This window comes from Nitratireductor sp. GCM10026969 (assembly GCF_042660605.1).
Lineage (GTDB): Bacteria > Pseudomonadota > Alphaproteobacteria > Rhizobiales > Rhizobiaceae > Chelativorans.
Genome location: NZ_JBHSUM010000030.1, coordinates 1 through 12,195 on the forward strand (window position 1 = coordinate 1; position 12,195 = coordinate 12,195).

Annotated in this window: 12 protein-coding genes; 8 read left to right on the plus strand and 4 right to left on the minus strand. The window is 66.4% G+C overall.

The genetic code is table 11. The annotated features are described in order from the left end of the window. Both aroC and ribB read left to right on the plus strand, forming a co-directional pair. Window positions 1–705, plus strand: a 705-nt coding sequence (aroC, locus tag ACFP9U_RS09095; protein ID WP_378620789.1) for a chorismate synthase, incomplete at its 5' end; no start/stop codon positions are given. Between the two features lie 65 nt (window positions 706–770). Further along, a complete protein-coding gene (gene ribB, locus ACFP9U_RS09100; RefSeq protein ID WP_378620790.1) occupies window positions 771–1,871 on the plus strand; it encodes a 3,4-dihydroxy-2-butanone-4-phosphate synthase in 1,101 nt (366 codons plus the stop codon). Window positions 1,872–1,915: 44 nt separating this feature from the next. Here the strand turns inward: ribB and ACFP9U_RS09105 are convergent, their stop codons facing one another. Next, entirely contained in the window at window positions 1,916–3,136 is a 1,221-nt protein-coding gene (locus ACFP9U_RS09105; RefSeq protein ID WP_378620792.1) for an MFS transporter, read from the minus strand. A gap of 118 nt (window positions 3,137–3,254) precedes the next feature. On the opposite strand from ACFP9U_RS09105, the gene ACFP9U_RS09110 reads away from it, so the two are divergent. The 6 genes from ACFP9U_RS09110 (at window position 3,255) to ACFP9U_RS09135 (ending at window position 9,377) form a co-directional block, all read left to right on the plus strand. Beyond that, window positions 3,255–3,857: a TetR/AcrR family transcriptional regulator gene (locus tag ACFP9U_RS09110; RefSeq protein ID WP_378620793.1), complete on the plus strand. Its 603-nt coding sequence runs from the start codon at window positions 3,255–3,257 to the stop codon at window positions 3,855–3,857. Between the two features lie 116 nt (window positions 3,858–3,973). Continuing rightward, the gene (locus ACFP9U_RS09115; RefSeq protein ID WP_378620836.1) at window positions 3,974–4,900 is read left to right on the plus strand and encodes a histone deacetylase family protein; all 927 of its coding nucleotides are present in this window, start codon (window positions 3,974–3,976) and stop codon (window positions 4,898–4,900) included. Between the two features lie 3 nt (window positions 4,901–4,903). Further along, entirely contained in the window at window positions 4,904–5,170 is a 267-nt protein-coding gene (locus tag ACFP9U_RS09120; protein WP_322452690.1) for an exodeoxyribonuclease VII small subunit, read from the plus strand. A 93-nt stretch (window positions 5,171–5,263) separates the two neighbouring features. Beyond that, entirely contained in the window at window positions 5,264–7,177 is a 1,914-nt protein-coding gene (gene dxs / locus ACFP9U_RS09125; RefSeq protein WP_378620795.1) for a 1-deoxy-D-xylulose-5-phosphate synthase, read from the plus strand. 215 nt (window positions 7,178–7,392) lie between these two features. After that, entirely contained in the window at window positions 7,393–8,151 is a 759-nt protein-coding gene (locus tag ACFP9U_RS09130; RefSeq protein WP_378620797.1) for a TlyA family RNA methyltransferase, read from the plus strand. Beyond that, complete coding sequence (locus ACFP9U_RS09135) at window positions 8,148–9,377, plus strand: class I SAM-dependent RNA methyltransferase (protein WP_378620798.1); 1,230 nt, start codon at window positions 8,148–8,150, stop codon at window positions 9,375–9,377. The genes ACFP9U_RS09130 and ACFP9U_RS09135 overlap by 4 nt, the downstream gene beginning before the upstream one ends. 35 nt (window positions 9,378–9,412) lie before the next feature. Here ACFP9U_RS09135 and ACFP9U_RS09140 read toward each other — a convergent pair whose 3' ends face one another. From ACFP9U_RS09140 to ACFP9U_RS09150, 3 genes are all read right to left on the minus strand, one after another. After that, window positions 9,413–10,114 (minus strand): NAD-dependent deacylase, encoded by a 702-nt coding sequence (locus ACFP9U_RS09140; RefSeq protein WP_378620800.1) that lies wholly within the window; start codon window positions 10,112–10,114, stop codon window positions 9,413–9,415. Continuing rightward, window positions 10,114–11,529 (minus strand): metalloprotease TldD, encoded by a 1,416-nt coding sequence (gene tldD, locus ACFP9U_RS09145; protein ID WP_378620802.1) that lies wholly within the window; start codon window positions 11,527–11,529, stop codon window positions 10,114–10,116. The genes ACFP9U_RS09140 and tldD overlap by 1 nt, the downstream gene beginning before the upstream one ends. A gap of 86 nt (window positions 11,530–11,615) precedes the next feature. After that, window positions 11,616–12,128 (minus strand): invasion associated locus B family protein, encoded by a 513-nt coding sequence (locus ACFP9U_RS09150; RefSeq protein WP_322452684.1) that lies wholly within the window; start codon window positions 12,126–12,128, stop codon window positions 11,616–11,618. Between the last annotated feature and the right edge of the window lie 67 nt (window positions 12,129–12,195).

Genomic DNA, 12,195 nt, shown 5'->3' on the forward strand with positions numbered 1-12,195 from the left:
TCCGCCCGCGAGACGGCCGCGCGCGTGGCCGCCGGCGCGCTTGCCAGGAAGGTCGTTCCGGGCCTCGTCGTCCGCGCCGCCCTTGTGGCGATGGGTGAGAAGACGATCGACCGGACCAACTGGGATTGGGATTTCGTCGGCCATGCGGACAATCCCTTTTTCACGCCCGACCCCAAATCGGTGGCCGTCTTTTCCGAGTATCTGGACGAGATCCGCAAGGCGGGCTCCTCCGTCGGCGCGGTGGTCGAGGTCGTCGCCGAGGGCGTTCCCGCCGGCCTTGGCGCGCCGATCTACGCAAAGCTCGACCAGGACATTTGCGCAAACCTCATGTCCATCAACGCCGTCAAGGGCGTGGAGATCGGCAACGGCTTCGAGGCCGCCCGCATCCGTGGCGAGGAGAACGCCGACGAGATGCGCCGCGGCACGGATGGCGAGCCCGTTTTCCTGTCCAACAACGCCGGCGGGGTCCTCGGCGGCATTTCCACCGGCCAGCCGGTGGTGGCGCGTTTCGCCGTCAAGCCCACCTCCTCGATCCTCACCCCGCGCCGCACCGTCGACAAGAGCGGCGCGGAAGTCGAGGTGGTCACCAAGGGGCGCCACGACCCGTGCGTCGGCATCCGGGCCGTGCCCATCGGCGAGGCCATGCTCGCTTGCACGATTGCCGATCACTATCTGCGGCACAGAGGACAGACGGGGAAGGTGTAAGTCGGCTCTTTCTTGTACTGCCCTACTGCCTTATTCCCCTACTGCCCTAGATCCCGCGAGGAAGCATGCCATACGATCAGAAACAAGTCGTCGAAGCCATCCGCGCCTTCGAGCGTGGCGAGATCGTCGTCGTGATGGACGATGATGGGCGCGAGAACGAGGGCGACCTGATCGTCGCGGCCGTGCATTGCACGCCCGAGAAGATGGCCTTCATCGTGCGCCATACCTCCGGCATCGTCTGCACGCCGATGGCGCGCGAGGAGGCCAGACGCCTCAATCTGGGGCCCATGGTGGCCGAGAACGACGCGCCCCACCAGACCGCCTTCACCGTCAGTGTCGATTTCAAGCATGGCACGACGACCGGGATTTCCGCCGAGGACCGCACGCTGACCGTGCGCAACCTCGCCAATCCGAACGCCGGCAGCGCCGATTTCGTGCGGCCGGGCCATATTTTTCCACTCGTGGCGCGCGAGGGCGGCGTGCTGATGCGCTCCGGCCACACGGAGGCGGCCGTCGACCTCTGCCGGCTGGCCAAGCTGCCGCCGGTCGGCGTTATCTGCGAGCTCGTCAACGATGACGGGACTGTGATGCGCGGCCCGCAGGTGACGGGGTTCGCCGCGGAGCACGGGCTGAAACAGGTTTCGGTGGCCGACCTCATCGCCTATCGGCAGCGCCAGGAGACGCTTGTCGAGCGGGTGGCGAGCTTCCCGATCGAAACGCCCGGCGGGCCGGCCGTCGCCCAGACCTATACGCTACCCTGGGAGGCAATGCAGCATCTCGCCATCGTCTTCGGTGACATCCGCGACGGCGAGCATGTGCCGGTGCGCCTGCACACGGAGGATGTCGTGGCCGACGTCTTCGGCACCGAGTACCGGCTGCGCGAAGTCATGGAATCCATGGGGAAGATGGGCCGAGGCGTGCTCGTCTATCTGCGCGAGGGCTCCGTCGGCGTCGCCCACCAGCACCGCCGCCCTCGCGGCAGTGATGGGAAGGAAGTACACGCGGAAGCCCTGAAGCGCGAAAGCGAGTGGCGCGAAATCGGGCTGGGGGCGCAGATCCTGAAGGATCTCGGCATCACCTCCATCCGCCTGATGGCCTCGCGCGAGCGCCATTATGTCGGGCTGGAAGGCTTCGGCATCCGCATCGAGTCGACGGAAATCCTGTAGGCACGGCCCCGGCTGGACAGCCGGGACCGGTTCTCAACGTTCGATCATTCGGCGGGTTGCGCTGCCGCGGCGGGCGCTTCGTGCGGCCGCTCGCGGGCGAGGCTTCTCTGGCCGATGAGCACGGTCAGGAACGCCGCCGTGCCGGCCGCCACCGAGACCCAGAAGCCGCTGCGGGCGCCGAACATGTCGACCACCCAGCCCGCCGCGAAGGCGCCGAGCGCCATGCCGATGCCGATGCCGGTCATCACCCAGGTCACGCCTTCGGTCAGCATGGATGCCGGCACGCGCCGCTCAATCAGGCCGAAAGCCGTGATGAAGGTCGGCGAGATGGCTAGTCCGCTCACGAACACCGTCAGCGCGAGCAGCGGGACCGTGCCGGCCAGAAGAAGGGGCACCTGCGTCACCGCCACGACCGCGAGCGCGATCGCCAGCCGTCGTTCCATGGGCATCGTCAGGTTCATCGCGCCCAAGACCAGGCCGAGTATGAAGGATCCGAGGGCATAGACGCCGATCACCAGGCTCGCCGTCTTCGGTTGGCCGAGCGCCTCCGTGATGGCGACGGAACTCACCTCGGCCGTCGAGAAGATCGCGCCGACGAAAATGAGGGCGAGCGTGACGATCTGCACCGGCCGCAGGCGAATGGCCGAGCGGGAAGGGTCGCCGGTGGCCGGCCTGATCCGCGGCTCCGTCGAGCGCTGCAGGATGAACGCCGCTGTGCCGAACGCCAGAAGCAGCGTGTTGGCCAGCATGCCGGCTTCCGGGAAAAGGGCCACGGCAAGACCGACGGACAGGGAAGCGCCGAGAATGTAGACGAGCTCGTCGGCCGCCGATTCGAAGGCGAAAGCGGTGTTGAGCTCCGGCCGGTCATGGAATATCTCCGACCAGCGCGCCCGCACCATGGCGGGCATGCTGGGCATCGCCGCCGCCAGGAAGGCCGTGGCGAAGAGCGTCCATATCGGCCAGTTCTGGTTGGCCGCCGCAATCAGCGTCAGGAAGGCTGGGACCGAAAGGACCGTCGTCGGCGTGACGACCGCCGTTTGGCCGAAGCGGTCGACCAGTCGGGATATCTGCGGGGCGACGAAGGCGTTGGTCAGGGCAAAGGTGGCCGAGACGGCGCCGGCCAGCCAGTATTCGCCGTGCGTCTGGGACAGCATGGCGACGATGCCGATCGGCGCCATGGCGATCGGCAGCCGGGCGACGAAGCCCGCGGCGGCGAAACCTTTGGTGCCCGGCACCTTGAAAATTTCGCGGTAAGGGTTGGACATGGGGCCTATCCTTGATGGGAGGATGAATACGGTTTACATACGCAGCGTATGCGAATGAGATAATGACATACGCTGCGTATGTCAACTCACATACGAGACGTATAAGAATGAGGATGGAATGGCGCACAAGCCGCGTAGCGAAATGATTGCGGAAACCCGGGCGAAGCTGATCGCGGCGGCGCGCCGGGCGTTTGGCACGGTTGGCTATACCGAGGCATCGATGGACGACTTCACGGCGGAGGCCGGCCTGACGCGCGGGGCCCTCTATCACCACTTTGGCGGCAAGGAAGGACTGCTCAAGGCGGTGATCGCGGAGCTCGACGCGGAGATGGCCGATCGGCAGAACGGGATTTCCGCGAGATATTCCGACCCCTGGGAGGGATTCGTCCACGAATGCATCGCCTATATCGAGATGGCGCTCGAACCGGAGATCCAGCGCATCATGCTGCGGGACGGACCGGCGGTTCTGGGGGATCCGTACAATTGGCCGAATCAGAGTGGCTGCATCCGCTCGCTGACGGCAAGCCTCAGCCGGCTCGCCGGGGAAGGTCTGATCGACGTGGAGGATCCCGAGGCGACGGCGCGTATGATCAGCGGCGCCAGCCTCCATGCCTCCTTGTGGATCGCCAATGCGGATGACCCCCCGGCAGCCTCCAAAAGGGCCGTCGCCGCGTTCAAGCGGCTGCTCGAGGGGCTACGCACCGGGCGGAACCGGGACTGAGCGGCGCTTTCGCCCCGCGCCGGCCGGGCTCCGCGCCGAAGCCCGGATAGGGCGGAACTTGTTGATGGTGCCGGGGCGGCATGGTCAAATGCCACGCCAAGTTCTATACCGAAAGCATGGTCACCCGTCTCTACACGAATTCGATTTGCCTGGAGCACCTCACGCCGCCCGGCCATCCGGAACGTCCGGACAGGCTACGCGCCATCGACAAGGTGCTGGCGCATGAGGTTTTCGCGCCGCTCGATCGGGCCGAGGCGCCGATGGCTCGGGAAACGGCTGTCCTGCTCGCCCATCCCGAGAATTACGCCCGCCGCGTTCGCGATGCGATCCCCGCCGAAGGCATTGCGCGCATCGATGCGGACACCACCGTCAGCCCCAAGAGCTGGGAGGTGGCGCTCACCGCCATCGGCGGCGCCATGGCCGCGGTCGACGACGTCTTCACCGGTAAGGCCGACAATGTTTTCGTCGCCACGCGTCCGCCCGGCCACCACGCCGAGAAGGACCGGGCGATGGGCTTCTGCCTGTTCAACCACGTGGCCATCGCCGCGCGTCACGCCCAGGAAGCGCATGGCGCCGAGCGCGTGGCGATCGTCGATTGGGATGTGCATCACGGCAACGGCACCCAGGACATTTTCTGGGACGATCCGACCGTGCTCTACTGCTCCACCCATCAGATGCCGCTCTATCCGGGCACCGGTGCGGCTTCCGAGACCGGCGCGGGCAACATCGTCAATGCGCCCCTGCCGCCGGGCGCGGACGGTGAGGTTTTCCGCCAGGCCTTCGAGGAGAAGATCCTGCCGCGCATCGACGATTTCCGGCCCGATCTCATCATCATCTCGGCCGGTTTCGACGCCCATCACCGCGATCCGCTGGCGGAGCTCAACTTCACGGAAGAGGATTTCGGCTGGGCGACGGCCGAACTGATGGAAAGGGCGGGGCGCAGCGCGGGCAACCGCCTTGTCAGCGTCCTGGAAGGCGGCTACGACCTTGAAGGTCTGGCGCTTTCGGCGGCCGCCCATGTCGGCCGCCTGATGAAGGGGTAGGGAATGAGCGGCGAAGCCGGCAACGCCGAAACGAACGAGGACATCAAGACGATGAGCTTCGAGCAGGCGCTCGAGGCGCTTGAGAGCATCGTCAACGATCTCGAGCGCGGAGACGTACCGCTGGAACAGTCGATCCGCATTTACGAGCGTGGTGAGGCACTGAAGGCGCATTGCGACCGGCTCTTGAAGGCGGCGGAAGACAAGGTGGAGAAGATCCGGCTGTCCCGCGAGGGCGCGCCGGCGGGCACGGAGCCGCTCGACTCGCAATAAGGTCGTGCGGCGGCGCGCTCCACAAGCACGTTTACAACATCGCGCGCAGGCCCTATCTCATCTCCGATGATAACCACCCAAGTGTGACAGCGCGTGAAATCACCCCCTGAAACACCCCTTCTGGACCGTGTCCGCTCCCCCGCGGACCTGAAACAGTTCGATGAGAAGGATCTGCCGCAACTCGCCGACGAGCTGCGCGCGGAACTGGTCGATGCCGTCTCCCAGACGGGTGGGCACCTGGGTGCCGGGCTCGGCGTGGTCGAACTGACCGTGGCGCTGCACTATATTTTCGACACCCCCGACGACCGGCTGATCTGGGATGTCGGCCACCAGGCCTATCCGCACAAGATTTTGACGGGCCGCCGGGATCGTATCCGCACCCTTCGGCAGGAGGGTGGGCTGTCGGGTTTCACCAGGCGTGCGGAGAGCGAATACGACCCCTTCGGCGCCGCGCACTCCTCCACGTCCATTTCCGCGGGCCTCGGCATGGCCATCGCGCGCGATCTTTCCGGCGGCCGGCGAAATGTGATCGCCGTCATCGGCGACGGCGCCATGTCGGCCGGCATGGCTTACGAGGCGATGAACAACGCCGGCGCGCTCGATGCGCGGCTGATCGTGATCCTCAACGACAACGATATGTCCATCGCCCCGCCCACCGGCGCCATGAGCGCTTATCTGGCGCGGCTCGCCTCCGGCCGCACCTACCAGGGCATCCGCGATTTCGGCAAGAAGCTGACCTCCTATCTCGGCCAAAGCGTCGACCGCGCCATCTCGCGCGCGGTGGAGCATGCGCGCGGCTACGTGACCGGCGGCACACTTTTCGAGGAGATGGGCTTCTTCCACATCGGACCGATCGACGGGCACAATCTCGAGCACCTCGTGCCGGTTCTGAAGAACGTGCGCGACAATGGCGACGGCCCGGTGCTCATCCATATCGTCACCCGCAAGGGCAAGGGCTATCCGCCTGCCGAGGCGGCCGAGGACAAGTATCACGGCGTCGCCAAGTTCGACGTCATCACCGGCGCTCAGGCCAAGACGCCGGCCAATGCGCCGAGCTACACGAAGGTTTTCGCCCAGTCGCTTATCCAGGAGGCGCGCGAGGACGACCGCATCGTCGCCGTCACCGCCGCCATGCCTTCGGGCACCGGGCTCGACCTCTTCGGCAAGGAGTTCCCCGAGCGGACCTTCGATGTCGGCATCGCCGAGCAGCACGGGGTGACCTTCGCCGCCGGGCTTGCGACGGAAGGCTACAAGCCCTTCGCCGCCATCTACTCCACCTTCCTGCAGCGCGCCTATGACCAGGTTGTGCATGACGTGGCGATCCAGAACCTGCCCGTGCGCTTCGCCATCGACCGGGCCGGCTTCGTCGGTGCGGACGGTGCCACCCATTGCGGCGCCTTCGACATCACCTATCTCGCCACGTTGCCCAATTTCGTCGTGATGGCGGCTGCCGACGAGGCGGAGTTGCGGCATATGGTGCGCACCGCCGTTGTTCATGGCGACGGCCCCATCGCCTTCCGTTATCCGCGCGGCAACGGCGTCGGTGTGGAGATGCCCGAGCATGGCAACGCCCTTGCGATCGGCAAGGGCCGCGTGCTGCGCGAGGGCACCAAGGTGGCACTTCTGTCCTTGGGCGGCCGCTTGGCCGAGTGCCTGAAAGCCGCCGACGAATTGGAAGCCGCCGGCCTTTCCACCACGGTGGCCGATGCCCGCTTCGCCAAACCGCTGGACATGGAGCTTGTCACCACGCTCGCACGCGAGCATCAGGTCCTTGTGACTGTCGAGGAAGGTTCCATCGGCGGCTTCGGGGCACATGTGCTGCATTTCCTCGCCCATCGGGGCCTGCTGGAAAGCGGCCTCAAGGTGCGCCCGCTGGTGATGCCGGACCTCTTCCTCGACCAGGCCAAGCCGGAGAAGATGTACGCCGACGCAGGGCTCGACGCCACGGGCATTGTGCGTACCGTTTTCGCCGCGCTCGGCCAGGAGGAGAGTGCGGTGCGGGCCTGAGCGGCGCGCGGCAATCAATGCACCGTCATCCCGGAAACCAGAAGGGCTATCCGGGACCCATTGAGAGGCGTGGCCGGTCTCGGTAGAAGGCGCCCTGGCGAGGACCTCGCGACAGGCGGCACTTCGGGCTATTAGGATGATGGTCTGTTGAATGCCACGAAAGAGAGCACTCTGCTTACCGTCCTCTGCACGCTCTGTCATTCACTGAGACACCGATGACCACGCCAACCTCCTTTCGTCTCCGCCTCGATCAGCTCCTGGTCGAACGCGGGCTCTTCGAAAGCCGGGCCCGTGCCCGCGATGCCGTCCTTCGTGGCACCGTGCGGGTCGCCGGCGCGGTGGCGGAAAAGCCGGGGCAGGCGGTCGCAGGCAATGCCGAGATAACGGTGGAGGATCCGGGCCGGGCCTATGTCTCGCGCGCGGCGCTGAAGCTCATCCACGGCCTCGACACCTTCTCGCTCGATCCCCGAGACGCCGATGCGCTCGACATCGGCGCCTCCACCGGCGGCTTCACGCAGGTGCTCCTGGAGCGGGGCGTTGCCCATGTGACGGCGATCGATGTCGGCACGGGACAGATGGATGCCCAGCTTGAGGCCGATCCGCGTGTGACCGCGATCGAAGGTCTGAACGCCCGCCATCTCACCCTCGATGCGCTTGGCGGCAGGCGGCCGGATTTCCTCGTCTCGGACGTCAGCTTCATCTCCCTGAAGCTGGCCCTGCCACCGGCCCTGGACCTGGCCGCGCCCGGCGCGAGGGGGCTGTTTCTCGTCAAGCCGCAGTTCGAGGCCGGACGGGAGGCGATCGGCAAGGGTGGTCTTTTGCGCGCCAAGGGAAGGGGCGAGGAGATCGCCCGCGACATCGCGGCGTGGCTGGAGAAGAGCGAGGGCTGGCACACGCTCGGCTTCGTTCCCTCGCCGATCGAAGGGGGAGACGGAAACCGCGAGTTCCTGCTGGCCGGTCGGAAGCAGGGATGAGCGAGACGCTTGAGATCGAGGCGCTGGGCGCGCAGGGCGACGGCATCGCGCAAACGCCGGCCGGCCCCGTCTACGTACCGTTCAGTCTTGCCGGAGAGACCGTCACGGTAAAGGTGAAGGGCCGCCGCGCGGTTCTCGAATCGGTGACGGTGTCCTCGCCCGACCGGACGGAGCCCGCCTGCCGTCATTTCGGCGCGTGCGGCGGCTGCGCCGTCCAGCACCTGGAAGGCAAGACCTATGCAGCGTGGAAGAGGGCGAAGATCGTGCACGCGCTGCAAAGCCGCGGCATCGACGCCGAGGTCGACCCACTCGTTGCCTGTCCGCCCGCCTCGCGCCGTCGCGTCGCCTTTACCGCGCGCAAGGTCGGAAGAAGCGCCGTCCTCGGCTTCAACGCCGCGCAGTCGCATCACGTCGTCCCCGTCTCCGAGTGCCCGGTCGCCGTGCCGCAGATCACCGCAGCCCTCGATGCGTTGCGCGATCTCGCAGAAGCCGTAGCCGCGACGCCGAAGCCCTTCCGCCTCCTGGTCACGGCCACGCGGACCGGGCTCGATGTGGCGGTGGAAGGGGCGGGACGGCTCGGTGAAAAACAGCGTCGCCGTGTCGTCGATATCGTTCTCGCCAAGGGCTTTGCGCGGCTCGCGCTCGATGGCGCAGTGCTGGTGGAGCGGGACAAGCCGGTCATTCTCTTCGGCGATGTGCCGGTGGCCGTTCCGGTCGGCGGCTTCCTGCAGGCGGTCGGCGCGGCCGAGGAAGCGATGGCCGCGCTTGTCGTCCAACATCTGCGGGGCGGGAAGCGCGTGGCCGATCTCTTCGCCGGCAGCGGCACCTTCGCCCTCCGCCTGGCCCGCGATGCACGGGTGCACGCGGTCGAGAGCGACCGTGCGGCACTCGATACGCTGGACCAGGCGGCAAGACACGCGCAGGGTCTCAAGCCGGTCACGGTGGAGCGGCGGGATCTGTTCGACCGGCCGCTCGTTGCAAGGGAGCTGGATGCCTTCGACGGTATCGTCTTTGATCCCCCGCGCGCCGGGGCGGAGGCGCAGTGCCGGCAGATCGCCCGCGCGAAGATCGGGCGCATGGCCGCGGTTTCGTGCAATCCGGGGACGCTCGCGCGCGACCTGTCGATCCTCGTTGAAGGCGGCTACCGCATCACGCGGGTCGTGCCCATCGACCAGTTTTTATGGTCGCCGCATGTGGAGGTAGTCGCGCTGTTGGAGCATGGGTAGGGCGGTGTTGAGCGAGGGCCTCTGAAGCAGGCCCGCTACTTTGCCCTCAAAACCCGGTCCACGTATTCCGGTGCGACACGGCTTGCCGGCCCGTGTATCACCTCGCCAAAATCGCTGACCGTCTCCGACGGCTCGAGGTTGAGTTCCACCGTATGCGCACCGGCCCGGCCAGCTTCCTGCACGAACTGCGCCGCCGGATAGACGTTGCCGCTCGTGCCGATGGCGATGAACAGGTCGCATGCCCTGAGCGCCTCGTAGATGCGTTCCATGTGGTAGGGCATCTCGCCGAACCACACCACGTCTGGTCGCATTCCACCCGTTTTGCCGCAGGCGGGGCAGGGCACTTGCGTCGACAGCGTCTCGCGCCAGTCGTGTCGCATCCCGCAGCGGCCGCACAGTGCCTTCGCAAGCTCGCCATGCATGTGGATCAGGTTCCTGGAGCCTGCCCGCTCGTGGAGGTCGTCGATGTTCTGCGTGACCAGAGTGACCTCGTCGGAACGCTCCCGCTCCAGCCGCGCCAGCGCGACATGCGCCGCATTCGGCGCCACCTTGGCGAGCCCCTCGCGGCGCTGATTGTAGAAGGTGTGAACCAAGGCGGGATTGGCCGAGAAGCCTTCGGGTGTGGCTACCTCACGGTAATCGAATTTCGACCAAAGACCGTCCTTGTCGCGAAAAGTCTCAACGCCCGATTCAGCAGAGACACCGGCGCCAGTGAGGATGACGATGGAACCGGCCATCACGCCTGCGTGCCGCCCACCGTCATCCGATCCATTCTCAAATGCGGCTGGCCGACGCCGACTGGCACGCCCTGGCCGGCCTTGCCGCACATGCCGATGCCGGTGTCGAGCTTCATGTCGTTGCCGATCATGGACACCCGGTGCATAGCGTCCGGGCCGTTGCCGATCAGCATCGCGCCCTTGATCGGCTGCGTCACCTTGCCGTCCTCGATCAAGTAGGCCTCGGTGCAGCCGAACACGAACTTTCCGCTCGTGATGTCCACCTGTCCGCCGCCGAAGGAGACGGCATAGATGCCCTTCTTCACCGAGGCGATGATCTCTTCCGGGCTCTTGTCGCCGCCCGTCATGAAGGTGTTGGTCATGCGCGGCATGGGCTCGTGGGCATAGGATTCGCGTCGGCCGTTGCCGCTCGGTTTCATGCCCATGAGCCGTGCATTCAGCCGGTCCTGCATGTAGCCGACCAGCTTGCCGTCCTCGATCAGCACATTATGGCCTGTCGGCGTGCCCTCGTCGTCGATGGTGAGCGAGCCGCGGCGCTCGGCGATGGTGCCGTCGTCGACGACGGTGACTCCCCTGGCTGCAACCTGCTGGCCCAGCAGACCGGCGAATGCGGAGGTCTTCTTTCGGTTGAAGTCGCCCTCCAGCCCGTGGCCGACCGCCTCGTGCAGCATCACGCCCGGCCAGCCATTGGCCAGCACGATGTCGAAGGTACCGGCCGGGGCCGGAACGGCCTCCAGATTGACGAGCGCCTGCCGCAGCGCCTCGCCGGCGGCGAATTGCCAGGAATCCTGGGCGACGAATTCGCCGAAGCTCTTGCGGCCGCCCATGCCGTAGGAGCCGCTTTCCTGCCGGTCGCCTTCGCCGACTACAACGGAGATGTTCACGCGCACGAGCGGCCGGACGTCGCGCGCAAGCTGCCCGTCGGCGCGCAGGATCTCCACCTGCTGCCAGGACGCCGCAAGGGAGGCTGTCACCTGCCGCACGCGCTGATCCTTCGCCCGCAGCCAGGAATCGATCTCCTGCAGAAGCTTCGCCTTCTCCTCGAACCCGGGCGCGGCGATCGGGTTCTCCTCGCCGTAGAGACGCTGATTCGTGCCCGCCGGCGGCGCTGCAAGCCGGCCGGAATAGCCGTGCTTGACGGCGGAAACGGCCTCGCCCGCCCGCTTCAGCGCGGCCTCGGACAACTCGCTCGAATGGGCGTAGCCCGTCGCCTCTCCGGCCACCGCGCGCAGACCGAACCCCTGGTCGGTGTTGAAACTCGCTGTCTTCAGCCGCCCATTGTCGAAGGCGAGCGCTTCGCCTTCCCGGTATTCCAGATAGAGCTCGCCGTCGTCGGCGCTGGAAACCGTGTCGGAAACAAGGGTTCTGAGCTTGTCGGCGGAACAGTCGAAGGAATCGATGAGCGAGCGGGGCATGGCGGTATCCTGTGCTTTTCCCCACCCATTTAAGGGCACAAGTGGGAACGATCCAGAGGCCGCGCCGTACCGCAGTCCGCGAGATCCTACGGCAAGGCGTCGAAGCCCTCGGCGAATCCGTCGAGATCCACGGGAATTCCGATGCCTTCCTCGGGTGTCTGGAAAACGATGAAGGTCGCCGAATCACCGTTCATCAGCGTCTCCAGAAGCGGGCCTTCGAGGATGACCTCGGCATAGCACCCGTCCTGGAAACAGCGGACGAAATAGGCACGGCCGATATCCTCGCCGTCCACGTGAAGGCCGAGCCCGTTGGGCAGGAGAACGCCGAGCGGCGCCAGGACGCGCAGGATCTCGGCCTGGTCGTCGGCCGTGCGCAGCACGACCACGGACAGTCCGACCTCGGGCCGGTCCTCCGCCACGACGTTCTGCATCATGGCACACTGTTCGCTCGAAGCGCCGGCCGGCGTGTCGCAGACGATCGACCAGGCGCCGTGGGTGGAGCTTACGTTCCCGTTTGGTGGCTGCTGCTGTGCGGCAGCGGGCCAGGCTGCCGCCAGAACCAGGGCGCCTGTAGCCACCACACGTGCGAACAACGGCATGACGAACCTCTCTCTACCGGCGAATCACGGCAATCTATCCTGCCGCGCATGGATTGGAAAAGAAACA

Coding starts and splice junctions, on each gene's coding strand:
- ACFP9U_RS09120 (WP_322452690.1), top strand. CDS start 4,904: ATGAGCGGCGAAGCCGGCAACGCCGAAACGAACGAGGACATCAAGACG.
- ACFP9U_RS09135 (WP_378620798.1), top strand. CDS start 8,148: ATGAGCGAGACGCTTGAGATCGAGGCGCTGGGCGCGCAGGGCGACGGC.
- ACFP9U_RS09140 (WP_378620800.1), bottom strand. CDS start 10,114: ATGGCCGGTTCCATCGTCATCCTCACTGGCGCCGGTGTCTCTGCTGAA.
- ACFP9U_RS09150 (WP_322452684.1), bottom strand. CDS start 12,128: ATGCCGTTGTTCGCACGTGTGGTGGCTACAGGCGCCCTGGTTCTGGCG.
- ACFP9U_RS09115 (WP_378620836.1), top strand. CDS start 3,974: ATGGTCACCCGTCTCTACACGAATTCGATTTGCCTGGAGCACCTCACG.
- tldD (WP_378620802.1), bottom strand. CDS start 11,529: ATGCCCCGCTCGCTCATCGATTCCTTCGACTGTTCCGCCGACAAGCTC.
- ACFP9U_RS09130 (WP_378620797.1), top strand. CDS start 7,393: ATGACCACGCCAACCTCCTTTCGTCTCCGCCTCGATCAGCTCCTGGTC.
- ACFP9U_RS09110 (WP_378620793.1), top strand. CDS start 3,255: ATGGCGCACAAGCCGCGTAGCGAAATGATTGCGGAAACCCGGGCGAAG.
- ribB (WP_378620790.1), top strand. CDS start 771: ATGCCATACGATCAGAAACAAGTCGTCGAAGCCATCCGCGCCTTCGAG.
- ACFP9U_RS09105 (WP_378620792.1), bottom strand. CDS start 3,136: ATGTCCAACCCTTACCGCGAAATTTTCAAGGTGCCGGGCACCAAAGGT.